We start from the raw sequence: 26,529 nt of genomic DNA on the forward strand, positions 1-26,529 counted from the left end.
GGGCGTAACCGTGCTCCGGCATATAGTGTTAATGTTCACAGTCGGACTCATACTACGCGCTGGCCTGCGTTTGCCAATTGAGATGAAATGAACTGGAGAAACGGATGAGCAATCGCCCTACTATTGAAGAACTGAACCGCAGACGAGCCGAAACCCTGCAGGGGGGCGGGCAGGATCGCGTCGAAGCGCAGCACAAGCAGGGGCGGCTGACCGCCCGGGAACGCTTGGACTTATTCCTCGACAAAGGCTCTTTCCGTGAGTTGGATGCCTTCGTCAAACACCGCACCTACGCCTTTGGGCTGGAAAACCAGCAGATCGCCAGCGACAGCGTGGTCACCGGCTGGGGCACTGTGGACGGCCGCCTGGTCTACGTCTTCTCGCAGGACTTCACCGTCTTCGGCGGCAGCCTGGGCGAAGTGCACGCCGAGAAGATCATCAAAGTCATGGAAATGGCGCTCAAGAACGGCGCACCGGTCATCGGCCTGAATGACTCCGGCGGCGCCCGCATTCAAGAAGGTGTCGTCTCGCTGGGCGGCTATGCCGATATCTTCCTGCGCAACACGATGGCCTCGGGCGTCATCCCGCAGATCAGCGCCATTATGGGGCCTTGCGCCGGCGGCGCGGTCTACTCGCCCGCCCTGACCGACTTTATCTTCATGGTGCGCAATTCTTCCTACATGTTTGTCACCGGCCCGGAAGTGGTCAAGAGCGTGACCCATGAAGAAGTTTCGTTCGAAGACCTGGGCGGCGCCAGCGTGCACGCCAGCCAGTCCGGCGTCTGCCATGTGGTCGCCGACAGCGAAGCGGACACGCTCTTCCTGATCCGCAAGCTGCTCTCCTACCTGCCGCAGAACAACCTCGAAGATCCCCCGTTCCGCCCGGCCAAGGACAATCCCCTGCGCCGCGACGAAGCCCTGGACGACATCGTGCCGGACGATCCCAGCAAGCCTTATGACATCAAAGAGGTCATCCGCATGCTGGTGGACGAAGGCGCCTTCTTCGAGATCCATGAACAGTTCGCCCAGAACATTGTTGTGGGCTTTGCCCGCATGGGCGGCCACGCCGTCGGCGTGATCGCCAACCAGCCCATGGTGCTGGCCGGCGTGCTGGACATTGACGCCTCGGAGAAAGCCGCCCGCTTCGTGCGCTTCTGCGACAGCTTCAACATCCCCCTGCTAACGCTGGTGGACGTGCCCGGCTTCATGCCTGGCACCGCTCAGGAGCACAGCGGCATCATCCGCGCCGGCGCCAAACTGCTGTATGCCTATTGCGAAGCCACTGTACCCAAGCTGACCGTGGTGACCCGCAAGGCTTACGGCGGCGCCTACGACGTGATGAGCAGCAAGCACATCCGCGGCGACATCAACCTGGCCTGGCCCACTGCCGAGATCGCTGTCATGGGCCCGGACGGCGCGGTCAACATCATCTTCCGCAAGGAGCTGGCCAAGGCCAAGGACCCTGACAAGAAGAAGACCGAGTTGGTAGCGCAATACCGCGAGCAGTTCGCCAACCCTTATGTGGCCGCCGCACGCGGTTACATCGATGACGTCATCCAGCCGCGCGATACCCGCCCCCGGCTGATCAACGCGCTGGAAATGCTGACCAACAAGCGCGACACCAACCCGGCCAAGAAGCACGGCAACATTCCGCTGTGATGGCGACAGGGAAGGACGCTTGCTATGTTTGACAAAGTACTGATCGCCAACCGCGGCGAGATCGCCGTGCGCATCATCCGCGCCTGCCGTGAGCTGGGCCTGCAAACCGTGGCCGTCTTCTCCGAAGCCGACCGCAATGCGCTGCACGTGCGGCTGGCCGACGAAGCCTACTTGATCGGCCCTCCGCCCTCCCGTGAGTCCTACCTGCAGATGGAGCGCATTCTGGATGTGGCCCGCAAGACCAAGGCCAGCGCCATCCACCCGGGCTACGGCTTCCTGGCCGAACGCTCTGATTTCGCCCAGGCCTGCGAAGACTCGGGCATTACCTTCATCGGCCCGCGCCCCTCGGCCATTTCAGCGATGGGCGACAAGGCGACTGCCCGCGCCACGGTCATCGCCGCCGGCGTGCCCGTGGTGCCTGGCACCGAAGACGTGGGCAACCTGACCAACGAGAAGCTGCTGGCCGCGGCCCGCAAGATCGGCTTTCCGCTGCTGATCAAAGCCACCGCAGGCGGCGGCGGCAAGGGCATGCGCGAGGTCAAGAACATCGACGAGATGCCCCACCTGCTCGAATCGGCCCGCAGCGAAGCGCTGGCCGCCTTTGGCAACGGCGATGTCTATCTGGAGAAACTGGTCGAAGGCGCCCGCCACATCGAATTCCAGATCATGGCCGACATGGACGGCAACACCGTCCACCTCGGCGAGCGCGAGTGCTCGCTGCAGCGCCGCCACCAAAAACTGCTGGAGGAAGCCCCCTCCCCCTTCATTGATGACGACGAGGAGTTCCGCCAGCGCATGGGCGAAGTGGCGGTCAAAGCCGCCAAAGCCGTCAACTATCTCAACGCCGGCACCATCGAATTTTTGGTGGACAAAGACAAGAACTTCTACTTCCTGGAGATGAACACGCGTCTGCAGGTGGAGCACCCCATCACCGAAGAAGTCACCGGCATCGACATCGTCACCGAACAGCTGCGCATCGCCCGCGGCCGCCAGCTCAGCGTGCGCCAGGAAGACGTCAGGATGCAGGGCTGGGCCATCGAGTGCCGCATCAATGCCGAAGACGCCCACAACAACTTCCTGCCCTCTACCGGCTACATCTCGCACCATGTGCTGCCCACCGGCCCTGGCGTGCGTGTGGACACCGGCGTGTTTGGCGGTTTTCAGATCACGCCCTACTACGACTCGTTGGTCTCCAAGCTGGTGGTCAAAGGCGAATCACGCGCCCAGGCCATCCTGCGTATGCGCCGCGCTCTGGAGGAATACCGCATCGTCGGCGTCAAGACCAACATCCCCTTCCACCAGAGCATCCTGGAGCAGGCCCGCTTCATTGCCGGCAAGTTCGACACGCGCTTCGTGGAAGAGCGCTTCTCGCTCGAGGAAGCCGAGGGCGGCAAGGAAACCCATCCGGAGATCGCCGCCATCTTCGCCACGCTGGTGGCGCATGAGCAGGCCGAGCGCTCCGCCCACATCATCTCGCGCGGCAAGCGCGACACCAGCAACTGGAAGTGGGTCTCCCGCTGGGAACGGATGAACCGCTAACATGATGAGCAAATACATTACAACCATTGGCGAGAAGCAGTACACCGTCGAGCTGATCGACGCCACACATGTCAGCGTCAACGATAAGATCTACGAAATTGACTTTGTGGCCGTCTCCGGTCAGCCGGTGTTCAGCCTGCTGCTTAACGGCGGCTCCTTCCAGGCCGAGGTCTACCCCGGCGAAGAAGATGACATGATGCAGGTGCTGATGCGCGGCCGCCTGTACGAAGCCCTGGTGGAAGATGAGCGCGAGAAACGGCTAAGCAGCGCGGCGGGCGCCGCGGCCCAGTCCGGCGAATTCGTGCTGCGCGCCCCGATGCCCGGCTTGGTCGTCAAGATCCCCGTGGAGGAAGGCGCCCAAGTTCAGAAAGGCGACGTGCTTTTGATCTTGGAATCAATGAAGATGCAGAATGAGTTGAAGTCGCCGCGTGAAGGAAAGGTCACCCGCATTCAAGTGAAAGCGGGCGACAGTGTAGAACAACGCCAGGTGATGCTGAGCGTGGAATAGATGAGCACAACATGGTTATTTCGCACAGTGACAAAGAGATTGAGGTTAAGTTTTTCGTCCGCAGCCTGCCTGAGATCGAAACCCGCCTGGTAAAAGCCGGGGCTACTCTGGTGCAGCCGCGCACGCACGAATACAATTTGCGCTTTGACACGCCGGAGGGCAGCCTGAGCCAGCAGAAGAGCATGCTGCGCCTGCGCCGTGACTTTGCCAGCCACATTACCTATAAAGGGCCCAGCACTACGCTGGGCGGCGCGCTGGCCCGACAGGAGATCGAGTTCGAGGTCAGCAACTTCGCCGCCGCACAAAAGCTGATCGAAGCCCTGGGCTTTCGCTCCCGTTTTGTGTACGAGAAGTACCGCACTACCTATGCATTGCAAGGTATGAAAGTCACCTTGGACGAAATGCCCTACGGGGATTTCGTGGAAATTGAGAGCGGCCAAGCCGAAACGCTGCCAGGCGCGGCCAGCGCCCTGGACTTGAACTGGGAGCTGCGTCTGCCGGAAACTTATGTCAGCATTTTCCGGCGCCTTAAAGAGCTGTTTCAATTGTCTTTCAACGACATCACCTTCGCCAATTTCGAGAACGTGACGGTGGATCTGCACCGCAGCGGCATTCAAGAAGCGGACACCGCCTTAGCTTAAACAAAAACGCCCCTCTCGGGGCGTTTGTTTTAACCACCTCAAATTCAGCTAGCTCGAAGCTTACGTACAAAAACTTCTTCGCGAGGCTTACAGGATGGCTGTAAGCCTGCTCAGAAAGACGAATTAAGTGAGACTAGCCCGTCCCGCACTTAGCGATTCTTGATACCGTCCAGGCGCAACACATCGCTGTCGTCGCTGTGGCTGCCGCCGCTGTCCACGTGCTTATCGCTGATCTGCGGGCCGTTCTTGATCACGTGCACCAGCGCCATCGCGTGGCCGCGCCCCAGATCGAAGTCCTCTTTGAGCCAGGCCACGATCTCACCAGCTTTGGTCTCCGCGCCAAAGCCTTTTTCCTTGGCCAGCGCCAGGAATTCATTGGGCGTCTTGCCTGTCTTCAATTCAATATTGTCCAAATAGGCTTGAAATGACATTTATCTTCCTCCTGCGTCTGTCGTCTACAGTGTAAAAGAACGCATAAAACTTGATTTAGGTCTCCACCGGCTGCAGCTGACCTGCTGCCCACCGCAGGCCTTCCACGTTTACTTGCTGCCCCAACAGTTCTGCCACCCTGGCCTGCATGGCCGCCGGATCCCCGCTGGTCAGATAGCGGGTCATGCCGGCCGGCCCCGGGTTGCGCAGCCCGGCGGCGTCCAGCAGCGCGGCCGCCCGGCGGGCGATGGCCGGCGCCGGGTCGATCAGACGCACGTCCTCGCCCACGATCCGCCGAATAACGTCAAAGGAAAAGGGGTAATGCGTGCAGCCCAGCACCACCGTGTCCAGCCCCCAGGCCAGCATCGGCTCCAGGGCTGCGCGCAGGATGCGCTCTGCCTCCACCCCATCCGCCCGCCCGGCTTCGATCTCGGCCACCAGGCCCGGGCAGGCATCCTGCAGCAGGGTCACACCGCCGCCAAAGCGCTCCACCACTGAGGCGTATAGCTCGCCCTCAAAAGTGGTGGGCGTGGCCAGCACACCCACCACTCCGCTGGTGGTGTGCTCCGCCGCGGGCTTCACCGCCGGCTCCATGCCCACGAAGGGGAAGCCGGGGTATTGGGCGCGCAGGGCGTGCAGCGCCGCGGCTGAGGCGGTGTTGCAGGGGATCACGATCAGCTTGACCCCCTGGCCCATCAAGAATTCCACGACGCCTTCAGACAGGCGCCGCACTTCCTGCAGGCCGCGCGGGCCGTAAGGCACATGCGCCTGGTCCGCCACGTAGAGCGTGTGCTCCTGCGGCAGCTGGGCCTGGATGGCCCGCAGCACGCTCAGGCCGCCGACACCGGAATCGAAAGCGCCAATTGGAGCGGTGGGTAATGGGGAAGTCGACATAAACAAACGGGCAGCCTGTTGGCTGCCCGTGTTTTATACCAGAATGGGTCTGAAATTGCGTTCCAAGTCTAGGCTTCGGCTTCGCTCTCGGCGGCTTCCTCTGCGGGAGCCGCTTTGGCTTTGCCCTTGCCCTTCTTGGGCAGGTCGCTGAACTTCTGCTTGAGGCGGGCCTTCTTGCCGGTCAGACCGCGCAGGTAACCCAGGTTGGCGCGGCGCACCACGGAGCTGTGCTCGACCACCACTTTGTCGATCAGCGGCGAATGCACCAGGAAAGTGCGTTCGACGCCGATACCATTGCTGGCCACGCGGCGCACGGTGAAGTTTTTGGTATTGGCAGATTTGCCGGCACGCAAGACAACACCCTTGAACTCCTGGATGCGCTCACGGTCGCCTTCCTTGATCTTGACGTGCACGCTGACCTGGTCGCCGGGGCGCAGGGCAGGAATATTCGGATTGGGGGCGGCCGCAACGGCCTTTAACAATTCAGACATCGATTTTCTTTTCCTCTCGGTTCAAACAGCAACGGATTTTACCATACCTCTAAATTTAGCTGGCGAAGAAATCCGTAGAGCGGTAATCCTCTGCGACAAGTGGATAGCCTTGGGTGAAATGGTCCTGGTTGCCCAGCCAACGCGCCACCACCTCCAACAGGTTGGATCCAATGAAACGGCCGCCGCCCTGGCTGGCGTGGCAGGCATCCGCCTGGTCCTTGCGCGCCTGCACGCTGCGGTAATTAATGCTGACGTGCTTGGGCGTGTCCACATCGCGGGCCAGCCGGGTCAGGTCAATATCTTTGTTGCGTCCCACTTTGGAGGGGTCTTTGCGCAGCAGGCGCATGAACAGCACCGCCCGGCGCAGACGGGCACGGTTGCGGGCGTTGAAGAAGAGTTTGTCGGGCTGGAAAGGCGCCCCGGCTTTGGGGAACTGCGCCGCGTCGCCGGCGGCATGGAAGGCCGCCACAGTGGCCTTATGCACCGCAATGTGGTCCGGATGGTAGTAGCCGCCAGTCTCGTCGAAAGTGATCACCACTTGCGGCTTCAGCCGGCGGATGTGGCCGACAATGCGCTCGGCCACCTGCTCCAGCGGCGCCTGCACCAGCGAAGCGGGGTTTTGGTTGTCCTGCGAACCGACCATACCCGAGTCGCGGTAGTCCAGGAAGGAAATGCTCTTCAGCCCCAGGGCCTGGCCGGCGCAGTGCAGTTCCGCCTCGCGCAGCTCGGCGATGGTCTTGTACTTCTGCAGATATTCAGGGTCGACCGTGCCGGCTTCGCCGCGCGTGGCGCACACCAGGTGCACGTCCACCCCCAGGCTGGAGTAATAAGCCAGTGTGCCGCCCATGCCAAACGACTCGTCGTCTGGGTGGGCCATCACAACCAAAATAGTTTTAGGAGTAGTGTTCATGGCAATACCTGTTCGGAGGCGAAGACAACATTATAGTCCTGTGGGCTGGCTTTGTCTCAACTAGAATACCGCAATGAAGGAATTTGGCTTTACTCCCAGTGATTTGCAAGCCAATAAAGCCGGCAGACTGTCTGCCCGCCAGCAGGAAGTGGTCAGCGCATTTCTGTTGGGGGCGCACAAACGGCTGCAATTGGCGGCTGCCGTGGGGGGATTTAGCCCGCTCGTGGTGGTTGGCTTGGTCTACTTGCTGGAACCCACCGGCTTTGAGCAATCCATACCCTACCTGTTGCCAGCCTATGCGCTCTATCTGCTAATTCTGGGCATCGCTTTATTCAGGGGTTCTCGCCTCAACCAAGTGCTGGCCAAGGGCCGTGTCCAAACCGTCAGCGGCTCTCCCGCCTTATCCACGGCCAAGGTGCGCAGGTGGACCGCCTATTACGCCGAGATCGGCGGCGTGCGTTTCCAGCTGCAATCCAACCAATTCCAGGCGCTACAAAAACACCGGCAGTATCGCGTCCATTACCTGCCATACCCACCGACCCACTGGATCCTGTCGTTAGAAGAGAAATAGCCTAATAGACGGAGAGATTGGGGTCCACTTGCCGGGCCCAGGCATTGATGCCGCCCACCAGGTTCTTGACCTTGGTGAAGCCCGCCGCCCGCAGGAATTCCACGGCGCGCTCGGAGCGCGAGCCGGAACGGCAGAGGATGACCATCTCGACCGACGGGTCCAATTCGGGCAAGCGGGCGGGCAATTCGCCCAGTGGGATCAGCTCGGCGTTTGGCAGCTGGGAAATGTGCAATTCGTGCGGCTCGCGCACGTCGATCAAGCGCGGCGGGTGGCCCTGCTGGATCTGGGCAGCCAATGCCTGCGGGGTGATTTCAAATTCTTTGTCCATAGGCCTCTCATCGTGGTCGTGGGCCGGCACACCGCAGAAAGCTTCATAATCGATCAGCTCGATCTGTTCGGACGGCAGGCTGCACACGGTACAGTTTGGATCTTTGCGAAGTTTTATCGTATCGAAGCGCATGTCCAGCGCGTGAAAAAGCAGCAACTTGCCCACCAGCGGCTCGCCGATCCCCAGCAACAGCTTGAGGCCTTCGCTGGCCTGCAGTGAGCCAATGATGCCCGGCAAGACGCCCAGCACGCCGCCTTCTGCGCAGCTGGGCACACTGCCCGGCGGGGGCGGGTCGGGGAACAGGCAACGGTAGCAGGGGCCGTCTTTGGCGGCAAAGACGCTCACCTGGCCGTCAAAGCGGAAGATCGACCCATACACGTTGGGGATGCCCAGCTTGACGCAAACATCGTTGACCAGATAACGCGTGGGGAAATTGTCCGTGCCGTCGATCACCAGGTCGTAGCCTTGAACAATGCGCAGAGCATTGGCCGAGGTCAAGCTCTCGTTGTAGACCGGCACATCAATGCCCGGGTTCAGGTCGAGCAGGCGGCTGCGGGCCGATTCGACTTTGAGCTGGTCGAGATTGGATGTCCCATGGATCACCTGGCGCTGCAAGTTCGAGGCGTCGACCACATCGTAGTCCACCAGGCCAATGCGCCCCACTCCGGCGGCGGCCAGGTACAAGGCAGCCGGAGAGCCCAACCCGCCTGCGCCGACCACTAGCACCGAGGCGGCCTTGAGTTTGCGTTGACCGTCCAGCCCCACCTGCGGGATCAGCAAGTGGCGTGAATAGCGCAGCAGTTCGTCACGGGACAGCTCGGCAGACATGGCGACTACTATATCAGAGAGCAATCAGCGATCCGAAACCATCGCCACTATAATCAGCGCATGAAGCACATGTTCTTCAATGATTATTCAGAGGGAGCCCACCCCAGGATCCTGCAACGTCTGGGGACCACCAACCTGCAGCAGATGACGGGCTATGGCGAAGACGAAGTATCCCTGGAAGCCCAGAAGCGCATCCAAAACGCCATCGGCAGCTCGGACGCTGCGGTTCATTTTGTCTCCGGCGGCACCCAGGCCAACTTACTCTGCCTGGCTTCGATGCTCAAACCCTATGAATCCGTGATCGCCCCTGTGACGGGGCACATCAACGTACATGAAGCCGGCGCGGTCGAAGCCACCGGGCACCGCATCGAGGCCATCCCCACCCCAGACGGCAAGCTCCGCCCGGACAGGCTGGAGCCGCTGATCGTGCGCCACGCTGACGAGCATATGACCAAACCTAAAGTGGTTTTTCTCTCCCACTCCACCGAAGTCGGCACGATTTATTCCAAACAAGAACTGGAAGCCCTCAGCCGGTTCTGCCATAGCCATGGCCTCTATCTATATCTGGACGGCGCTCGCTTGGGTTCAGCCCTTACCGCACCGCAGGCCGACCTGACCCTTGGCCACATCGCCCAACTGACCGACATGTTTTACATCGGCGGCACCAAGAATGGCGCTTTGCTGGGCGAGGCCATCGTGATCAACAACCCGGCCCTCCAGCCGGAATTTCGACGCCACATCAAACAGCGCGGCGGGTTGCTGGCTAAGGGACGCTCCATCGGCGTGCAATTCCTGGAGCTCTTCAGCGACGAGTTGTATTTTGACCTCGCCCGGCACGCCAACCAAATGGCCCACCAGCTAGCTGCCGGCATCCAGGCCCTCGGCTTCAGCTTCCTCACCCCACCCGCCAGCAACCAGATCTTTCCGATCCTGCCCGATGCGCTGATTAAGCGCGTACAGGCTGATTACGGTTTCTATCTTTGGGAACCACAAGCGGACGGCCACTCCGCCGTCCGCCTGGTCACCTCTTGGGCCACGCCCGAGAAAGCGGTGGACCAGTTCCTGGTGGATCTGAAACAATTGGCCTAGCCGCGGCCAGATGCCGCAAGCCGGGAAAGGTGCGCTTCCAAACGATTCGTCATTTTGCGAGGAGTACTTGCGGAGCAAGTGCGACAAAGCAATTTATATGTTGGCAGAGCTTGCCGCTAAGAATCAGCTCGCAGCGGCCGCTTGCTGGGCATCCCCGGCCGGCGCGGGTACTTGGCCGGCGTTTCCGCCACTTTCTCTACTACTATCAGCCAGCGCTCCTCATCCAACCCAGGCACCTCGGCGGGCAGTAGTTGCGCTGGGCCGCCGCCCAGCAGGCGGATGGCTTCCTGCGCCGCGGACAGTTCAGCGGCCGCTTCCCGGCCCTTTTGGGCCAGCATGCGGCCGCCCACGCGCACCAAAGGCAGCAGGTACTCCGCCAACACCGGCAGCGGGGCCAGCGCCCGCGCCACGGCCCAGTCGTAAGCCGCGCGCTCAGCCGGCAGCTGTCCGGCCTCTTCCGCCCGGGCGGCCAGCACTTGCACATCCTTCAGGCGCAAAACTTGCACCATGTGCTCCAGGAACCCGGCCTTCTTGGCCGTGGCTTCGATCAGCGTCAGCGGCAGCCCCGGCTGCAGGATCTTGAGCGGCAGCCCCGGCAGCCCCGCCCCGGTCCCCACGTCGGCCAAACGGCCGGGGGCCGCGCCCAGCGCCAGCCAGCAGCTCAGCGAGTCGAGGAAATGGCGCGTGCGCACCTGCTCCAGCTCAGTGATCGTGGTCAGGTTGAAGCGCTGGTTCCAGGCCGCCAGCTCGGCGGCGTACTGGTCAAAGGCGGCCAGCTGCTCGTCGGTAACAGAGACGCCCAGCCAATCGTGTATCGTCTTGGCAAAATCCGGCATGATTGGATTATACGGCCCGGTTGCGACCAGGCAGGCATTGAGGATATAGTCACCATCGCATGAAAGCTGTACTCGCCACCTTGTTTGCTGTGGCCGCTCTGCTGTGGCTGGTCCCCAGCCCCGTTGCGGCCCAGATCCCGGACCAGGCCTACATCTCGTCCTTTGTCGGCCGCGCCCAGACCTATTCACTCTCCTGTGAGTCGCGCTCGGCGGCGGACTGGGGCGCCTACTGGGGCGTGTACATTGACGAGACCGAGTTCCTCAACCGCCTGCCGCGCTCCGACGACCCCAACAAAGGCTTCGTCGGAGACGTCAACGGCCCCTGGGGCTACATTCCCCCGGCGGCCTACGGCGTGCACGCCGCCCCGGTAGCCGAACTGTTGCGCGAATATGGGTTGGACGCGCAGGCCGAGACCGGCCTGCGCTGGGACGACCTGCGCGCCGAGATCGCCGCCGGGCGGCCCGCCATCGTCTGGGTCATCGGCACGGTCTGGGCCGGCACCCCGCGCGATTACACCACCAAAGCCGGCGACACGGTCACGGTGGCCAACAACCAGCACAGCATGGTGCTCATCGGCTACGACGAGAGCCGCGTGCACCTGGTGGATGCCCTCACGGGCTATACCATCACGCATCCCCTGCAGAACTTCCTGGCCTCGTGGAGCGTGCTGGGCAATATGGCCGTGATTGGTGAGGGCAGCGGGCAGCTGCCCGCCGAGCGCCAGCCTAGCAATGCCAGCGGCAGCACGTACACTGTCCAGTCAGGCGACACGCTCAACCGGGTGGCCAATCGCTTCAATCTCTACTGGCCGGACCTGGCCGCGCTAAACGGCATCAGCTACCCCTATCTGATCTATACCGGCCAGGTGCTGCTGCTCAGCGCTGACGCGCAAAGCGAAGAGCCCCTCGAGGAAAACGAACCGGACGTAGAAGAGCCGCAAACTTATACCGTGCAGCGCGGCGACTACTTGCTAAAGGTGGCTGAAACGCTGGAGCTGGACTGGCTGGCCCTGGCGCGAGCCAATGGTTTGCTGCCGCCCTTTGACCTGCATGCCGGCGATGTGCTCCAGCTGCCCGAGGAGGACGCCGAATGGCCCGCCGCGCAACCGCCAGCCAGCTACACGGCGACCCGCAGCGAGAGCCTGGTGATGATCGCCCAGTTCTACGGTCTGGACTGGCTGCGTCTGGCCGGCCACAACAACATCGCCTTCCCTTACCTGCTGGCCCCCGGCCAAAACATCACTTTGGATTAAACACAAAAAGCCCGGCTTCACCGGGCTTTTTTTGGATGTGTGGGTTTACAGCCCCTCGGTGGGGGCGGGTGAACTGGCCTTGTTATAGCGATAGACGATGCGGCCGCGGTTCATGTCGTAGGGCGACATTTCCAATGTGACGCGGTCGCCCAGCAAAATACGGATATAGAAGCGGCGCATTTTGCCTGACAGGTAGGCCAATACCTTATGGCCGTTCTCCAATTCCACCTGGAACTGTGTTCCAGGCAAAGCTTCGATAACGGTTCCTTCAACTTTGATTGTGTCTTTTTCTTTTGCCATTGGCTTAACTATACCTTAAACACGGCCAAAGTATACCTGCCCAATCGGGCAGGCAGGCATCCGGCGGTATACTCGCAGCATGGCGGCAAAATCCCCCAAGAAATCGGGCAAATCGCGCTGGGAAGCGGACACTCTGCAGCCGGCGTTGGACAAGCACCCCGAACGCAAGCCGGCCTTCGAGACCACCAGCGGGCTGGCCCTGCCGCCGCTGCTGAGCGCCGAAGATCTGCCGCCAGACACCGACCTGGGCTACCCAGGCGAGTTCCCGTTCACGCGCGGCGTGCAGCCCAACATGTACCGGGGCCGTCTATGGACCATGCGCCAGTACGCCGGCTATTCCAGCGCAGCCGAATCCAACAAACGCTACCGCTACCTGCTGGAACAGGGCCAGTCCGGCCTCTCCGTGGCCTTTGACCTGCCCACCCAGATCGGCTACGATGCCGATGACCCGATGGCTCTGGGCGAGGTCGGCAAGGTCGGCGTCAGCATCTCCTCGCTGGAGGATATGCAGACCCTGTTTGACGGCATCCCGCTGGACAAGGTCTCCACCAGCATGACCATCAACGCCCCGGCGGCCGTGCTGCTGGCCATGTATGTGGCCGTAGGAAAACGCCAGGGCGTGCAACCCAGCCAGCTGCGCGGCACGGTGCAGAACGATATCCTCAAGGAATATATCGCCCGCGGCACTTACATCTTCCCGCCCGGGCCGTCCATGCGCCTGATCACCGACCTGTTCCGCTACTGCGCGCAGGAAGTGCCGCGCTGGAACACCATCAGCATTTCCGGTTACCACATCCGTGAGGCCGGCTCCACCGCCGCGCAGGAAGTGGCTTTCACCCTGGCCAACGGCATCGCCTATGTGCAAGAGGCCTTGGACGCCGGCCTGGACCTGGAGGCCTTTGCCGCCCAGATCTCGTTCTTTTTCAATGCGCACAACAATTTTCTGGAAGAAGTCGCCAAGTTCCGCGCCGCCCGCCGGCTGTGGGCGCGCATCATGCGCGGCCGCTTCGGCGCCCAAAGCGACGCGGCCTGTAAGCTGCGTTTCCATGCCCAGACCGCCGGCTCCACCCTGACGGCGCAGCAGCCGCAGAACAACGTGGCCCGCGTCACCGTGCAGGCTCTGGCGGCGGTGATGGGCGGCGCCCAGTCGCTGCACACCAACAGCATGGACGAAGCCCTCTGGCTGCCCACCGAGCAGGCCGTGCGCGTCGCCCTGCGCACCCAGCAGATCCTGGCGCACGAGACCAAGGCCGGCGACACGGTCGACCCGCTGGGCGGCTCCTACGCGCTGGAGTATTTGACCAATGCGATTGAAGAGCAAGCCAACGGCTATTTGAAAGAGATCGAGCAGCGCGGCGGCGCCCTGGCCGCCATTGAGGCCGGCTACATCCAAGGCGAGATCCAGTCTGCCGCCTACAGCTTCCAGCAAGCGCTGGAGAGCGGCGAGGAGATCGTGGTCGGCGTCAACGCCTACACCAGCCAGGAAAGCCTGAACCTGGAACGCTTGCAGATCGACCCGGCCATTGAGGCTGAGCAGGTGCAGCGGCTGGCGGCCTTGCGTGCCCGGCGCTCTGCGGCCCGGACCGCAGAGCTGCTCGGTCAACTGGAGAACGCCGCCCGCGGCCACGAGAACCTGCTGCCGCTGTTCATCACCTGTTTGGAGAACGACATCACCTTGGGAGAGATCTGCGGATGTTTGCGCAGCCTGTGGGGCGAATACCAACCCCCCGCCACCGCTTAGGAGTCTTATGCCGGGTTTTATCAAGAAGATTGACCACATCGCCGTCGTCGTGGACGACATCAGCCAGGCGCTGACCTTTTGGCAGGACACGCTGGGCATGCAACTTTCCCACATGGAGGACGTCCCCAGCGAAGGTTCGCTGGTGGCCTTTTTGCCCACCGGCGAAAGCGAAGTCGAGCTGGTGCAGCCCACCGGCCAAGATAACGGCGTGGCCCGTTTCCTTAAGAAGCACGGCCCCGGCATGCACCATATCTGCTTCGAGGTTTATGACATCCAGAAGACCATGGCACACCTCAAAGAAAAACAGGTGCGTCTGATCAACAGCGAACCGATCATCGGCACCGGCGGCAAGAAGATCGCCTTTATTCACCCAGAGAGCAGCTATGGCGTCCTGGTCGAACTTTACGAGCTTAGCGGCAAGGAAAGCGAAATCCGCCTGGACCGCGCCCGCGAACTGGCCGAGCGCGTGCTGAGCGAAGGGCAGACCATGGCCAACGCCGCCATGGAGTTTTTGCGCAATCTGCGCGAGGAACTGGGAAAAGACCGCCGCAATTAGACAACAAAAACGCTCCAGAATATCTGGAGCGTTTTGTTCAGAGGTGTCAGGCTCGGGCCGGCCGGTTGACGATATACAAACTAAGCAGCACCAGTAGCGCGCCGATGATCAGCGAAGCATCCAGGCGCTCGTTGAGGAACAGCACTCCCATCGTCACGCCCACCACCGGGAACATGTAGGTCACCATCGCCAGGCGCGTCGGCCCAACCGAGTGCAGCAGGTAATAGTAGAAGAGATAGGCCATGCACGAGCCCACCACCCCCATCCACAGCAGCGCCACCCAGGTCATGGGCAGTTGTGGCAAACCCAGCGGCGCCTCGGCGGCCTGGGCCGCGCTCCAGATCACCAGGTCGGCCATCACCAGCGGCACAAAAGCCTGCACGGTCGGCGCAATGCCCTTGGTGGTCTGGCGGGCGAAGACCGTGCTGCCGGCGTAAAACAACACCGCCAGCAAGAGCGCGCCCTGGGCCAGCAGGTTCATGCGTACGTCCCCGCCTGTATCCCGCAGGGCCAGCACCACCACGCCCACGAAGCCGACCAGCAGGCCCAGCACGCGTTGGCGCGTCAGGCGGTCATCGCTCAGCGCCACATGGGCGATCACCATGGTGAACAGCGGCATGCTGCTGTTGAAGATCGAAGCCACCGCCGAGTCGACATGCAACTCAGCCCAGGAGAAGAGCACAAAGGGCACGGCCGTGTTGGTCAGGCCCAGGATCAGCATGGCGATGTAACTGCGCCGGTCACGCGGCCACTGCGGCCGCGTCCACAGCAGCACCAGGGCCAAAGCCAGCAGGCCAAACAGGATGCGGTAAGCCACCAGCAGGAACGGGCCTACCTCTTCCAGTGCGATCTTGATCCAAAAAAACGAAGTGCCCCAGGCGAGGCTGAGGCCGATAAATGCCAGCCAGTCTTTTGTTTTCATAGACTATAGATTCTAGCACCGCCGGCTTCCTTACGCCCACATCTCAAATCGTTTGTGATATTATTAACAAATACTCTTTTTTCGCCAAAGGCAGCCATGAGTACACCTGCTTTCATTAAGCTCACCAATCTATCCAAAAGTTATCAGGAAGCCGGGCAAAGCCTGCACGTGCTGCGCCAGGCCCAGTTGGAGATCGCCAAGGGCGAATTCGTCGCCCTGGTGGGTGCCAGCGGCAGCGGGAAAAGCACGCTGCTCAACCTGCTCAGCGGGATTGACCGCGCCGACCAGGGCGAGATCTGGGTCAACGGCCAAAAGTTGAGCGCCATGGACGAAAGCCAGCGCACCCTCTTCCGCCGCCAAAACATCGGCTTCGTCTTCCAATTCTTCAACCTGCTGCCCACCCTGACCGTGCGGGAAAACGTGGCCCTGCCGCGTGAGCTGGCTGGCGCCAGCGCGGCAGAGGCCGCCGCCAAAGCTGACGAACTGCTGCAGCTGGTCGGCCTGGCCGAGCGCGCCAACACCTTCCCAGACCGGCTCTCCGGCGGCCAGCAGCAGCGCGTGGCAATCGCCCGGGCACTGGTGCACAGCCCACAGTTGGTGCTGGCCGATGAACCCACCGGCAACCTGGACGAAGAGACCGGCCAACAGGTCATGGACCTGCTGGAGACGCTGACGCGCCAGGCCGGCAACAACCTGTTCATGGCCACGCACAACTTGGAAATTGCCAAGCGCGCCGACCGCGTGCTGCACCTGCGTGAAGGCAAGCTAGTGGAATGAACGCAGTCCCCAGCCGGCCCCCGGCCACTCTGTTCAAAGTCGCCTGGCGCTACCTGCTCAGCCATCCGCTGCAAAGCCTGCTGATGCTGCTGGGTATCACGCTGGGCGTGGCCGTGGCGGTCAGCGTGGATGTGGCCAATGCCAGCGCCGCCCGCGCCTTTGACCTCAGCGTGGACGCCGTCGTCGGCCGCAGCACGCATTACATTTCGGCCGGTCCCACCGGCATCCCCGAACAAGACTATGTGGAATTGCGCCTGGCCGGCCTGGAACTGCCCATGGCCCCAGTGGTCAGCCAGTTGGTCACCTCGCCACAGATGGGCGACCTGCCGCTGCAGCTGCTGGGCGTGGACCCCTTTGCCGAAGAACCTTTCCGTGATTATTTGTATGACGACCAACGCCAGATCGACCCAGCGTTGATCGGCGCCTTCTACACTGTGCCTGGGGCGGTCATGCTCTCCAGCGACATGGCCGCCGCTCACGGCCTGGCGACCGGCGACAGCATTCAACTAGACGTGGGCGGCGTGCTGCGCCCGGCAACTATCGCCGGGCTGCTCACGCCGCAAGACGCCCTGGACCGCCGCGCCTTGGAAGGCCTGGTGCTGGCGGACATCTCCACCGTCCAGGAGTTCAGCGGCCGGCTGGGTGTGCTGGAGCGCGTGGATCTGATCCTGCCCAGCGGCGACGCAGCCGCCCTGGCCCGCCTGCAAGCCGCCCTGCCCGCCGGGCTGGACCTGCAGCCCGCCGAAGGCCGCAGCCAAGCTGTAGAACAGATGACAGGAGCCTTCCGCACCAACCTCACCGCGCTCAGTCTGCTGGGCCTGGTGGTCGGCCTCTTCCTGATCTACAACACCATGACCTTTTCCGTGGTGCAGCGCCGTCAAAGCTTTGGCACGCTACGCGCCCTGGGCGTCAGCAGCCGTGAAGTTTTCATCCTGGTGCTGGGCGAGGCCATGCTGGTCGGCCTGGTGGGCTCCGCCCTCGGCATCCTGCTGGGCGTAGTGCTCGGCCGCGGCGCAGTGGACCAGGTCGCCCAGACCATCAATGACGTCTTTTTTACTCTCACCGTACGTGAGGTCAGCCTGCCGGCCAGCAGCCTGGTCAAAGGCGGCCTACTGGGCATCGTCGCCACGCTGCTGGCCGCCCTGGTGCCGGCCTGGGAGGCGGCCAAGTCGCCGCCGCGGCGCACCATGTCCCGTTCGCAGCTGGAGTTGATTTCCACCAGGCTCTTGGGCCAGGCTGCGCTGCTCGGCGCGCTGCTGGCCCTGGCCTCCGGCGCCCTGCTAGCCAGCGTGCCGCTGGGCCTAGTGGGCAGTTTCGCCTGCACCTTCGGGGTCACCATCGGCATGGCCCTCACCACGCCTTGGATCACGCGCGGGCTGATGCCCTGGCTGGCCCGCCTGCTGGGCGGGCTGTTGGGGCCGCTGGGCCGCCTGGCGCCGCGGGAGGTCTCGGCGGCCACCAGCCGCACTTCGCCGGCCATCGCCGCGCTGATGGTGGCCGTAGCGGTCAGCATCGGCGCCAGCCTGATGGTCAGCAGCTTCCGCGGCGCGGTGATCGACTGGCTGGACCAGATCCTCAGCAACGATGTCTACGGCTCGGTGGCCAGCGCTTCCCTCAGTGAACCGGCCGTGCCCATCAACCCGCACATCCTGGCCCAGCTGGACAGTTGGCCGGGCGTGCTGGCCGTGCACTCCCTGCGCAATATCGAGATCGATTCGCCCTACGGGCCGCTAATGGTCAGCGCCAATAACAATCCCAACGACGGGCATGAGCAGATCTATGTGGAAAAGCAGGGCACGGAAGACGAGGTCTGGGCCGCCGTGCAGGAAGGCGCTGTGATGATCTCGGAACCGCTGGCCAACCGTCTCGAACTGGGCATGGGCGATGTGATCGAACTGCAAACCCCGGGCGGGCTGCGCGCCTTCCCAATCGCGGCCGTGTTCCGAGATTACACCTCCAGCCGCGGCAATGTCACCATGTGGCAGCCGCAATACCAAACGATCTGGAACGACCCCTCCATCTCGGCTTTTTCACTGCTGCTGGAGACCGGCACAGACCCCGAAGCCGTGGTGGAAGAGCTGCGCCAGGCCTTCAACGCCACCCAATTCCTCAATATCCGCTCCAACGCCGGCCTGCGCGCCGAGACCCTGGAAGTCTTTGACCGCACGTTCCTGATCTCCAGCGCCCTGGAACTGATCACCACTGCCGTGGCCTTTGTCGGCGTGCTGAGCGCCATGCTGGCCCTGCTGCTGGAAAAGCAGCGCCAGATGGGCGTGCTCAAAGCGATCGGCATGAGCCTACGCCAGCTGTGGGGCTTGACCCTGCTGGAGACCGGGCTGATGGGCCTGGTGGCCGGGCTGCTGGCCCTGCCCACCGGCTATTTTGTCGCCCAAATCCTCTTGCAGATCATCAACAAGCGTTCCTTTGGCTGGGCCCTGGACCTGCGTCTGACCCCGCAACCCTTTGTGGAGGCTTTGCTGATCGCCGTGGCCGCTGCCTTACTGGCCGGGCTGTACCCGGCCCACCGGGCCAGCCAACGCAGCGCGGCCGATGCGATGCGCTTTGACTAACATGGCCAACAAATTTCTGCTCCCGCTGCTCATCCTTTGCCTGCTGGCCGCCTGCGCCGCCCCGGCCCAAACCGGTTCCGAGCCTGCCGCGGGCACCCCATTGCCCACGCCGGAAGGCTTCTTGCGGGCAGACCGGCCGCGCAGCTTCAGTTTCCCGGCAGACTTTGGCCCGCACGAAGACTACCTGACCGAGTGGTGGTACTACACCGGCAACCTGGATACGGAGGACGGCCGCCATTTCGGCTATGAGCTGACCTTCTTCCGCATCGGCCTGCAGCCGGCCAGCCAGAACTTTCCCCGCAGCAGCGATTGGGCCAGCGGGCAGATCTACATGGCCCACTTCGCCGTTACCGATGTGGTCGGCCAGCAGTTCCACGCCTTCCAGCGTTTCAGCCGCGGGGCGGCTGGACTGGCCGGCGCACAAGGCCAGCCTTACCAGATATGGCTGGAAGATTGGCGCGCCGAGCAAACCGGGCCGCACAGCTTCCGCCTGCAGGCCAGCCAGGCTGGTGTGCAGCTGGACCTGGAGCTGACCGACGTCAAAGGCCCCGTGCTGCACGGCATGGGTGGTTACAGCCAAAAAGGGCCGGATGCCGGCAACGCCTCGTATTACTACACCCAGCCGCGCCTGCTCTCCCAGGGTACGATCCAGTTGGGCGAGCAGCGTTTTGAGGTCAGCGGGTTGAGCTGGAAAGATCACGAATTCAGCACCAGCGTGCTCTCCCCGGGCCAGGTGGGCTGGGACTGGTTCTCCATCCAATTGGACAATGACTATGAACTAATGGTCTTCGAGCTGCGTCGGGAAGATGGCAGCCGTGACCCCTTCTCCAGCGGCACCTTGATCCATCCGGATGGGTCCACCACGCACCTGGACGAAAGCGATTTCAGCATCCAAGTGCTGGACGAATGGCGCAGCCCGCACTCTGGGGCCACCTACCCCATGGGCTGGCGTATCCAGGCTCCAGGGTTGCAGCTCGAGCTGGAGCTGCAACCCTTTATGCACGACCAGGAGATGAACATGCGCACCATCTACTGGGAAGGGGCCGTGCGCATTAGCGGCAGCCTCGCCAGCCAGCCAGTGCATGGCGCGGGCTACGTGGAGTTGACCGGCTACGCCGAAGCTTTTGACGGCGATTTCTAAAGCCGGATAGAATCCGCCCTATGCAAAAACGCCACACACCCTGTTGGGCAGCCCTGGCGCTGGCCGGCCTGCTGGCTGCCTGTGCAACCCCGGCCCCCGCTGCGCCGCCCACACCTGCCGTGCAGGAGATCTCGTTGGTGGCTTTGGACATCTATTGGGACCAAGACGTGATCGAGGCCCAGGCCAACCAGCCACTGCGCCTGACCCTGCGCAACGACGGCGCGCTGGATCACAATTTCGAGATCCTCGAACTGGACATCAGTGTACTGCTCTCCCCCGGCGAAACCGAAGTGGTCGAATTCGTCGTGGATCGCAATGGCATCTTTAGCTACTTATGCAGCATTCCCGGCCATGACGAGGCCGGCATGCTGGGTGAGTTGGTGATTAGCGATTGGTGACAGGCATATCGATTGCGGGCAATCCGCGCCATTTGGGCTATATAATTCGTTAGCTGGGGCGATCAACTGAGAAGCACCCGTCATCGGGTAGAATCCACTGCCAAGTTTGGAAGAAATGTATGCGTTCAAAACCCCCTTACACCCTCCTTAAGAGCAGCCGTTCGCGGCGCGGCGGCCGCGGCCGCATCGGTTTCTATTTATTGTTGGTCCTGTCCATCTTGCTGGTGGCGGCCGGGCTGTGGGTTACCGGCAGCTGGGTCTCTGCGGGCGGCCCTGGGGCGCTGTTCCCCAGCGACACGCCCACGCCCACGCTGACCTATACGCCCAGCAACACGCCTACCGTGACCAACACTCCCACCGAAACACCCATTCCGGCCACGCCCACCGCCGCACAGCCTTTCTTATATTCAGTGGTGTCCGGGGATACGATCTCCGCCATTGCCGAACGCTTCGGCCTGGACACGGTCGAAGGTCCGATCATCATCATGCTGCTCAACGGCATGAACAACGACAGTGTGCTCTTCGTTGGGCAGGAGCTGATTATCCCCGACCCGAATATGGCGATCCCCTCGCCCACACCGCTGCCGGAGAACCTGCGTCGCGGCGACCAGATCGAATACTTCGTGCTGCCGGGCGACACCCTGGCGCTGATCGCCGCCCGCTTTGCCAGCACTGAGGCCGCCATCATCTCGGCCAACAGTCTGGATAATCCCAACAACATCTTCGTCGGCCAGATCTTGCTGGTGCCGGTCAACATGGTCACAGCCACGCCCGGCCCTTCACCCACCCCCATCCAGTCGCCAACAGCGACCCCCTAAAGCAAAAAGCTCCCGGATACCCGGGAGCTTTTTTTAGAGCTCAGCACTTCAATCCTCGCTCACCCAAACGACGAAGCTCAGTTCGCGGTCGCCGGCTCGGGCTTCAACCTGCCAGCAGCCTTCAGTGGGAAAGATCAATGCGGTGGCCTGAAACCGAGTCGGATAGCAGCAGGGGATCTGCGCCACAAGCGGCGCAGCCGGTGCGTCCAGGCGCCGACCGCTTATATGCAAGGCGGCGCCCTCCGGACGGAACCAGCCCACTTTGATCCCGTAGCCTTGCGCGTCCACATCCCAGACCCCATGCGCGTCTTCTGCCGCCCACCAGGCAGAGGCCCAAATGCTCTTATCGCTGTTGACAAAATAGTGCCCGGGTTGCGGCGCCCCGCCAACCGCCGGATCGTCCGGCGGTTGGTCCCAAACAACGGGAGACGGCATGCAGCCCTCAGCCACGGTTGCGGCACAGCCAGTCAAAAGGGCTGCCAGCAGGCCCAAGCAGGCAATGTGTTTGTGTGGAGGAGCGATCACACCAAAATCATAGCCCTGCCGAGCGCCGAGCGTCAAGCCAGGCATAGGGATCGGGCCTTGTTTAGGCCGGCGATTCTATGGCGGCCCGCAGCTGTGCCGCCAGCGCGCCAAACTGCGGCGTGTAGCGCTGCGCCTGATGCCGCGGGCGCGGCAGCGACACGCGCAGATCGAGGCGGATGCTGGCCGGCCGCGGGCTGAGCACCAGCACCCGGTCGGCCAGGTAGACCGCCTCGCTAATGTCGTGCGTCACCAGGATAACAGTCGTGCGTTGGGCGCCCCAAATGCGCAGGAGTTCATCCTCCATGCGCTCACGCGTAATCGCATCCAGCGAGCCGAAAGGCTCATCCATCAGCAGCACTTCCGGGTCCTGCACCAGGGCTCGGGCGATCGCCACGCGCTGCGCCATGCCGCCGGATAACTGGGCGGGCAAGCTGTCTTCAAACCTTTGCAGGCCCACCAGCTCCAGCATTTGGCTGGCCGCGGTCAAATCTTCGCCAGCCAGTTCCAACGGCAGGCTGATGTTTTGCTGCACAGTGCGCCACGGCATCAGGTTGGCGTGCTGAAAGACCAACCCAACCCCCGGCGGCGGACCCTGAACCACCCGGCCGCCCAGGAGTACCTGGCCGCGGCTGGCGGGCAGCAGCCCGCCCAGCACGCGCAGCAAGGTCGATTTGCCGCTGCCAGACGGCCCCAGGACGCACAGGAACTCGCCGCGCTGAACGCTGAAGGACAGCTCGTCCAGCACCGGCAGCCCCAGCTGGCCGTCACGAAAGGTGACGGCCAGCTGGCTGGCCTGCAGCAGGGGTTCAGTCAATGAAGGCATTGCTGTAGGCGGCGTCAAGGTCCAACGGCTGGGTCAGCAGGCCCATCTCGCGCAGGACGCGGTGCATGTTCTCCCAGGCTTGGGGGTCGGAATATCCCAGGCGGTCTGCCTGCCAAAACTCGATGGAGAGCGCCAACACTTGCTTCTGGGTGGCTTCATCCGCCTGGCCCAGAGTCTCCACGTATTGCTTGCTGATCTCATAGGCTGCATCCGGATCCTGAAGCGTATCCGCAATGCCGCGCATCACCGCCTGGACGAAGGCGCTGATTTGCTCCGGCTGCTCGGCGATCATGGTCTCGTTGGTCAGAATGCCGTTGGCGGCCAGCTGGACATAGTCGGCGACCAGGATGACATTGATGTCATAGCCCTCGGCGCGCAGCTGCACCGGCTCGTTGTTCAAGTAGCCCACGACGGCTTCTTGCTGATCAGCCGCCAGGGCCGGTACCTGGTTGAAGCCGATCGAGTCCAGGGTCACGTCCTGCTCGGCAATGCCGGCCGTGCTCAGCAAGGCGCGCAGGCCGATGTAGGTGGCCCCAAACAGGCCGGGCAACCCGATGCGGCGGCCGGCCAGGTCAGCGGGGGCGCTGATCCCGCTATCCGTCTTGGCCACCACCGCCACCGGGTACTGCTGCCACCAGGCGCCTACATACACCACCGGCAGTCCCTGGGCGCGCGCCAGCAGCACTTGTTCGCCGGAGACGATGGCGAAGGGCACTTCGCCCACGCCCACCAGGGCCACGCCGTCGGTCTCAAAACTGTAATCGAACTCCACCTGGAAGCCCGCTTCAGCAAAGTAGCCGCGGGCGTCCGCCACGTAGAAGGGCGCGTACTGGACATTGGGAATGTAACCCATCGGCAGCCGGATGGTTTGCAGCTCGGCGGACGGCTGCGCCGCCGGTGCCGCCTGACAGCCGGCCAACCACAGGCTGAGCAAGACGAATGTGAGCAGAATTTTTTGCACAACAGCTCCTTGGCGTTTCAGGGGACGCCTACCCTTCAGAGGTTTGACTTTTGCGCTGCCACCACAGCAAACGCGCTTCCAGCAGCAGGACCAATCCGTACAGCGCCAGGGCCAGGGCGACCAGCGTGAAGACCGCCACAAACACCAGGGCCGTGTCGTAGCCGCCCCGCCCTAAGTTGATCAGAAACCCCAGGCCGCGGTCAGCGCCCACCAGTTCACCCACCACCGCGCCGATCACCGAGAGTGTGGCGCCGATGCGCAGCCCGCCCAGAAAGACCGGCATGGCCGACGGCAGTTCCAGCAGGCGGAAGGTCTGCCAGCGGCTGGCGCGCAGCGAGCGCATCAGGTCGTGCAGGTCCTGCGGCACCGCCTGCAAGCCCACCACGGTGTTGATCAACACCGGGAAGAAGACGATCAGCGCACAGATCAACACTTTGGAGAACAATCCCGGCCCAAACCAAATGATCAGCAAGGGGGCGATCGCCACGATGGGCACCGACTGGCTGGCGACCACATAGGGGGCCAGCATGCGCTCCAAGCGCGGCGAGCGCGCCAGCAGGTAGCCCAGGGCCGCCGCAAACAGCGATCCAGACACCAGACCCAGCACGACTTCCTGCAGCGTGACCCAAATGTGGCGTCCCAGGCTGCCGTCGCCCAGCGCGCTGAGGAAGCGCGCCCACACCTGCCCGGGGGCCGGCAGAATGAAGGCTGGCAGCTGGCTGCTGCGCACCACACCCTCCCACAGCAGCAGCCCGGCCAGCATTGAGACCAACAGCAAAGCCCAGGTGGCCCGGCGGCCCGCCAGAGGGGTGCTTTGTGTTTTCATAATGGGCAAAAGAAAGCCCCGGCTCCTTCCAGAACAAAGCACGGGGCAACGCAAAAGAAGCGTTTAAAAAACACAACCCGAAAGGCAATTCGTTGCGAAGCAACGCAACCTTTCGGGGCGCGTAATAAACGACTAACCCGCCTGGTTCCACCAGGCCGGTTATCCCACTGGAAATTTCCAGCGACTTCTTCTATCCGGACTATACCGTCGGCCCCGGAGTTTCACCGGATCCTGCATCCAAGGATGCTCGTGGGCTCTACCACCGATCGGGAATTTCTATGCACACTTGACACTAGCATAGAGTTTGCTCCGCAAACCCTTAAATGCTGCGCTGGTTTTGTGCAGCATAGATCACCCTGCCCCGAAGATTTGTATTCTATTGTGGGCGCATTATACCAAGCCAGCCTAAACAAAACGGCCTGGCGTCTGCCAGGCCGTTTTGTGTCTACAGGTCAGCACTACGCGTTGCCGCTTTCAGTGCTTTCGATGGCGGTTAGCGTTTGCTGCACATACTGCTCTGCCAGCAACAAGTTGCCGTTCGAGCGTTTGATGATATTGAGGATGCTGCTCATCTTGGAGACTTCCTCCAGCTGCTCGTTGACAAACCAGCCCAGGAATTCCTGAGCGATGTAATCGCGTTCTTTGACTGCAATGTCCATCAGCTCATTGATCTGCTGCGTCACCTCTTGCTCCCACTGCAGGGCCGCGCCTACCGCATCTTCGGGGGTCTTGAAGTCGGCCCGGGCCTGCGTCACGGCCGGCACCGCAATGGAGCCGCCGGCATCCAGGACGTAGCGCACCAGCTTCATGGCGTGCGCATTCTCTTCGGCGGCCTGATTAAAGAAGATCTGGCCGAAAAGCAGCATATCCTCCACCATGAAGTAGGCGGCGATGTTAATGTATTGCATCTGGGCGCCCATCTCACGCCCGATCTGGGCATTGATGGCTTTTTCCAAAGCAGGGCTAATTAGCATTCTTGCTCCTTTTGCATTTTTTGCACGCGCAGAGTCTACCATATTTTCACCTTAGTTGATAATTAGAATCACCCAGTAGAAAGAGTTGGGCTATGAGAACACCTTACCAGCCTGGCCCGCAATCCGCCTAGGCAAGTTCTGCAGGTTTAACTAACCAGAGGGCGCCGCTGGCGCCCTCTGGGGGCAAAACAAATGGGTTAGGGGTTGGTGAAACTGCCGCTGGTGCCAGGCAAAGGCAGCAGGAAGGGGTTGTCCGTGGGCACCAGCATCACCTGGATGTTGGGCGCCAGCTTCTGGATGTACTCCAGCGTCAGCACGTTCGGGTTCTGCGCCAGCGCCTCGGCCAGCAGTGCCAGCGCCTGCGCTTCGGCCTCGGCCTGGATCAGGCGGGCTTGCGCCGCGCCCTGCGCCTCGATCACCACCGCGTCGGCGCGACCCTGAGCCACCTGGCGAGCCTGCTCGGCCTCCTGGCGGCGCTGCTCCACAACAAAAGCGGCTTGCTGGGCCAATTGCTCAGCGATCTGCTTTTGCTCCACAGAATCGGCATATTCGGCAGAGAAGGCGATGTTGCGCAGCACGAAATCACCGTATTCCAGGCCGTTGGCCGCAAAGCGGCGCCCCAGCTCCTCAATGATGATGTTGGTCAACTCCGTGCGCTTGGAACTGTAGACTTCTTCCACGCCGAACTGGGCCACCGCATCGCGGATAATGCCGCGCAGCAGCGGGCGCACCAGTCCATTGGTGTAGCGGTTCTGCCAGCGCACATGCACGTCGATCACGTCCGCCGGATTGATGGCGTAGATCACCGAGGCTTCCACATGCACCACTTGGCCGTCCGAAGTGCGCGCTTCCACCGCATCGTCGCGGTACACGTCGCTCTCTTCCGGAACCACCGACATGGTGTAGGTCTGCCGGGCGATGCTGTAAGGGATCACGTTCTCCGCAAAAGGCACCACCCAGTGCAAGCCGGGTTGCAGAGCCTGAGGACGGATGCCGCCCTCACGGATGGTGACCACCACGCCGCGCTCGTTGGGCTGGATGAAGACCATGCCCGCCGCCAGCACGTTAAGCGCCAGTGCGAATACAGCCAGCACAGCCACCATGGGCACCGCTCTGCGCAGCGGCCGCCCGCGGGCGGCACGGGTTACAGCCAGCACAATGATGCCCAGCACCGCGGCCCAAGCTGCGAAGCCCAGGAAATTGACGATGGTTACTAAATTCATGA

28 protein-coding genes are annotated in these 26,529 nt (G+C 62.4%); 14 read left to right on the plus strand and 14 right to left on the minus strand.

Features of this window, described 5'->3' with window-relative positions; all coding sequences use genetic code 11:
* Positions 1-104: 104 nt before the first annotated feature.
* From KF885_10930 to cyaB, 4 genes are read left to right on the plus strand one after another with little or no spacing between them, the layout of a single operon-like run.
* On the plus strand, positions 105-1,655 hold the full coding sequence (locus KF885_10930; GenBank protein ID MBX3049670.1) for an acyl-CoA carboxylase subunit beta: 1,551 nt from the start codon (positions 105-107) through the stop codon (positions 1,653-1,655).
* Between the two features lie 24 nt (positions 1,656-1,679).
* Positions 1,680-3,194 (plus strand): acetyl-CoA carboxylase biotin carboxylase subunit, encoded by a 1,515-nt coding sequence (gene accC / locus KF885_10935; GenBank protein ID MBX3049671.1) that lies wholly within the window; start codon positions 1,680-1,682, stop codon positions 3,192-3,194.
* 1 nt (position 3,195) lies between these two features.
* Complete coding sequence (locus KF885_10940) at positions 3,196-3,702, plus strand: acetyl-CoA carboxylase biotin carboxyl carrier protein subunit (protein ID MBX3049672.1); 507 nt, start codon at positions 3,196-3,198, stop codon at positions 3,700-3,702.
* Positions 3,703-3,713: 11 nt separating this feature from the next.
* Positions 3,714-4,343, plus strand: a complete 630-nt coding sequence (gene cyaB, locus KF885_10945; GenBank protein ID MBX3049673.1) for a class IV adenylate cyclase — start codon at positions 3,714-3,716, stop codon at positions 4,341-4,343.
* Positions 4,344-4,492: 149 nt separating this feature from the next.
* Here cyaB and KF885_10950 read toward each other — a convergent pair whose 3' ends face one another.
* The 4 genes from KF885_10950 to KF885_10965 all read right to left on the minus strand — a co-directional run bounded on the left by KF885_10950 (position 4,493) and on the right by KF885_10965 (position 7,067).
* Entirely contained in the window at positions 4,493-4,774 is a 282-nt protein-coding gene (locus KF885_10950; GenBank protein ID MBX3049674.1) for a DUF4287 domain-containing protein, read from the minus strand.
* Between the two features lie 55 nt (positions 4,775-4,829).
* Positions 4,830-5,666 carry a glutamate racemase gene (gene murI / locus KF885_10955; protein MBX3049675.1) on the minus strand — a complete coding sequence of 279 codons (837 nt, stop codon included), beginning with the start codon at positions 5,664-5,666 and terminating at the stop codon, positions 4,830-4,832.
* Between the two features lie 68 nt (positions 5,667-5,734).
* Entirely contained in the window at positions 5,735-6,157 is a 423-nt protein-coding gene (rplS, locus tag KF885_10960; protein MBX3049676.1) for a 50S ribosomal protein L19, read from the minus strand.
* A 55-nt stretch (positions 6,158-6,212) separates the two neighbouring features.
* The gene (locus tag KF885_10965; protein ID MBX3049677.1) at positions 6,213-7,067 is read right to left on the minus strand and encodes a PIG-L family deacetylase; all 855 of its coding nucleotides are present in this window, start codon (positions 7,065-7,067) and stop codon (positions 6,213-6,215) included.
* A 73-nt stretch (positions 7,068-7,140) separates the two neighbouring features.
* On the opposite strand from KF885_10965, the gene KF885_10970 reads away from it, so the two are divergent.
* Positions 7,141-7,638, plus strand: coding sequence for a hypothetical protein (locus KF885_10970; GenBank protein MBX3049678.1), 498 nt, complete (start codon positions 7,141-7,143; stop codon positions 7,636-7,638).
* Position 7,639: 1 nt separating this feature from the next.
* Here KF885_10970 and moeB read toward each other — a convergent pair whose 3' ends face one another.
* Positions 7,640-8,794, minus strand: coding sequence for a molybdopterin-synthase adenylyltransferase MoeB (gene moeB / locus KF885_10975; protein ID MBX3049679.1), 1,155 nt, complete (start codon positions 8,792-8,794; stop codon positions 7,640-7,642).
* A 60-nt stretch (positions 8,795-8,854) separates the two neighbouring features.
* Here moeB and KF885_10980 point away from each other — a divergent pair, with 60 nt between their 5' ends.
* Positions 8,855-9,883 (plus strand): aminotransferase class V-fold PLP-dependent enzyme, encoded by a 1,029-nt coding sequence (locus KF885_10980; protein MBX3049680.1) that lies wholly within the window; start codon positions 8,855-8,857, stop codon positions 9,881-9,883.
* 116 nt (positions 9,884-9,999) lie between these two features.
* Here the strand turns inward: KF885_10980 and rsmG are convergent, their stop codons facing one another.
* Positions 10,000-10,719: a 16S rRNA (guanine(527)-N(7))-methyltransferase RsmG gene (gene rsmG, locus KF885_10985; GenBank protein MBX3049681.1), complete on the minus strand. Its 720-nt coding sequence runs from the start codon at positions 10,717-10,719 to the stop codon at positions 10,000-10,002.
* A gap of 59 nt (positions 10,720-10,778) precedes the next feature.
* On the opposite strand from rsmG, the gene KF885_10990 reads away from it, so the two are divergent.
* Positions 10,779-11,972 (plus strand): LysM peptidoglycan-binding domain-containing protein, encoded by a 1,194-nt coding sequence (locus tag KF885_10990; GenBank protein ID MBX3049682.1) that lies wholly within the window; start codon positions 10,779-10,781, stop codon positions 11,970-11,972.
* A 45-nt stretch (positions 11,973-12,017) separates the two neighbouring features.
* On the opposite strand, the gene infA is transcribed toward KF885_10990, so the two are convergent.
* Positions 12,018-12,272: a translation initiation factor IF-1 gene (infA, locus tag KF885_10995; protein MBX3049683.1), complete on the minus strand. Its 255-nt coding sequence runs from the start codon at positions 12,270-12,272 to the stop codon at positions 12,018-12,020.
* A gap of 79 nt (positions 12,273-12,351) precedes the next feature.
* Between infA and KF885_11000 the strand changes: the two genes are divergently transcribed.
* Together KF885_11000 and mce are read left to right on the plus strand one after the other, a co-directional pair.
* Positions 12,352-14,013, plus strand: coding sequence for a methylmalonyl-CoA mutase (locus tag KF885_11000; protein ID MBX3049684.1), 1,662 nt, complete (start codon positions 12,352-12,354; stop codon positions 14,011-14,013).
* Positions 14,014-14,020: 7 nt separating this feature from the next.
* On the plus strand, positions 14,021-14,569 hold the full coding sequence (mce, locus tag KF885_11005; protein ID MBX3049685.1) for a methylmalonyl-CoA epimerase: 549 nt from the start codon (positions 14,021-14,023) through the stop codon (positions 14,567-14,569).
* A 46-nt stretch (positions 14,570-14,615) separates the two neighbouring features.
* Here the strand turns inward: mce and KF885_11010 are convergent, their stop codons facing one another.
* The gene (locus KF885_11010) at positions 14,616-15,491 is read right to left on the minus strand and encodes a DMT family transporter (GenBank protein MBX3049686.1); all 876 of its coding nucleotides are present in this window, start codon (positions 15,489-15,491) and stop codon (positions 14,616-14,618) included.
* A 96-nt stretch (positions 15,492-15,587) separates the two neighbouring features.
* Here KF885_11010 and KF885_11015 point away from each other — a divergent pair, with 96 nt between their 5' ends.
* The 5 genes from KF885_11015 to KF885_11035 all read left to right on the plus strand — a co-directional run bounded on the left by KF885_11015 (position 15,588) and on the right by KF885_11035 (position 21,195).
* A complete protein-coding gene (locus KF885_11015) occupies positions 15,588-16,268 on the plus strand; it encodes an ABC transporter ATP-binding protein (GenBank protein MBX3049687.1) in 681 nt (226 codons plus the stop codon).
* Positions 16,265-18,838 carry an ABC transporter permease gene (locus KF885_11020; GenBank protein ID MBX3049688.1) on the plus strand — a complete coding sequence of 858 codons (2,574 nt, stop codon included), beginning with the start codon at positions 16,265-16,267 and terminating at the stop codon, positions 18,836-18,838. Before KF885_11015 ends, KF885_11020 begins: the two co-directional genes overlap by 4 nt.
* 1 nt (position 18,839) lies before the next feature.
* Positions 18,840-19,979 (plus strand): hypothetical protein, encoded by a 1,140-nt coding sequence (locus tag KF885_11025; GenBank protein MBX3049689.1) that lies wholly within the window; start codon positions 18,840-18,842, stop codon positions 19,977-19,979.
* A gap of 20 nt (positions 19,980-19,999) precedes the next feature.
* Positions 20,000-20,377: a cupredoxin domain-containing protein gene (locus KF885_11030; protein ID MBX3049690.1), complete on the plus strand. Its 378-nt coding sequence runs from the start codon at positions 20,000-20,002 to the stop codon at positions 20,375-20,377.
* 119 nt (positions 20,378-20,496) lie between these two features.
* Positions 20,497-21,195: a LysM peptidoglycan-binding domain-containing protein gene (locus KF885_11035; GenBank protein ID MBX3049691.1), complete on the plus strand. Its 699-nt coding sequence runs from the start codon at positions 20,497-20,499 to the stop codon at positions 21,193-21,195.
* Between the two features lie 48 nt (positions 21,196-21,243).
* On the opposite strand, the gene KF885_11040 is transcribed toward KF885_11035, so the two are convergent.
* From KF885_11040 to KF885_11065, 6 genes are all read right to left on the minus strand, one after another.
* Positions 21,244-21,720 (minus strand): hypothetical protein, encoded by a 477-nt coding sequence (locus tag KF885_11040; protein ID MBX3049692.1) that lies wholly within the window; start codon positions 21,718-21,720, stop codon positions 21,244-21,246.
* 61 nt (positions 21,721-21,781) lie between these two features.
* The gene (locus KF885_11045; protein ID MBX3049693.1) at positions 21,782-22,543 is read right to left on the minus strand and encodes an ABC transporter ATP-binding protein; all 762 of its coding nucleotides are present in this window, start codon (positions 22,541-22,543) and stop codon (positions 21,782-21,784) included.
* A complete protein-coding gene (locus KF885_11050) occupies positions 22,527-23,504 on the minus strand; it encodes an ABC transporter substrate-binding protein (GenBank protein ID MBX3049694.1) in 978 nt (325 codons plus the stop codon). The genes KF885_11045 and KF885_11050 overlap by 17 nt, the downstream gene beginning before the upstream one ends.
* 28 nt (positions 23,505-23,532) lie before the next feature.
* Positions 23,533-24,330: an ABC transporter permease gene (locus KF885_11055; protein MBX3049695.1), complete on the minus strand. Its 798-nt coding sequence runs from the start codon at positions 24,328-24,330 to the stop codon at positions 23,533-23,535.
* 458 nt (positions 24,331-24,788) lie between these two features.
* Positions 24,789-25,304: a ferritin gene (locus tag KF885_11060; protein ID MBX3049696.1), complete on the minus strand. Its 516-nt coding sequence runs from the start codon at positions 25,302-25,304 to the stop codon at positions 24,789-24,791.
* 197 nt (positions 25,305-25,501) lie between these two features.
* Complete coding sequence (locus KF885_11065; GenBank protein ID MBX3049697.1) at positions 25,502-26,527, minus strand: prohibitin family protein; 1,026 nt, start codon at positions 26,525-26,527, stop codon at positions 25,502-25,504.
* Between the last annotated feature and the right edge of the window lie 2 nt (positions 26,528-26,529).

It is taken from the genome of Anaerolineales bacterium, assembly GCA_019637805.1.
Classification (GTDB): domain Bacteria; phylum Chloroflexota; class Anaerolineae; order Anaerolineales; family UBA11579; genus JAMCZK01.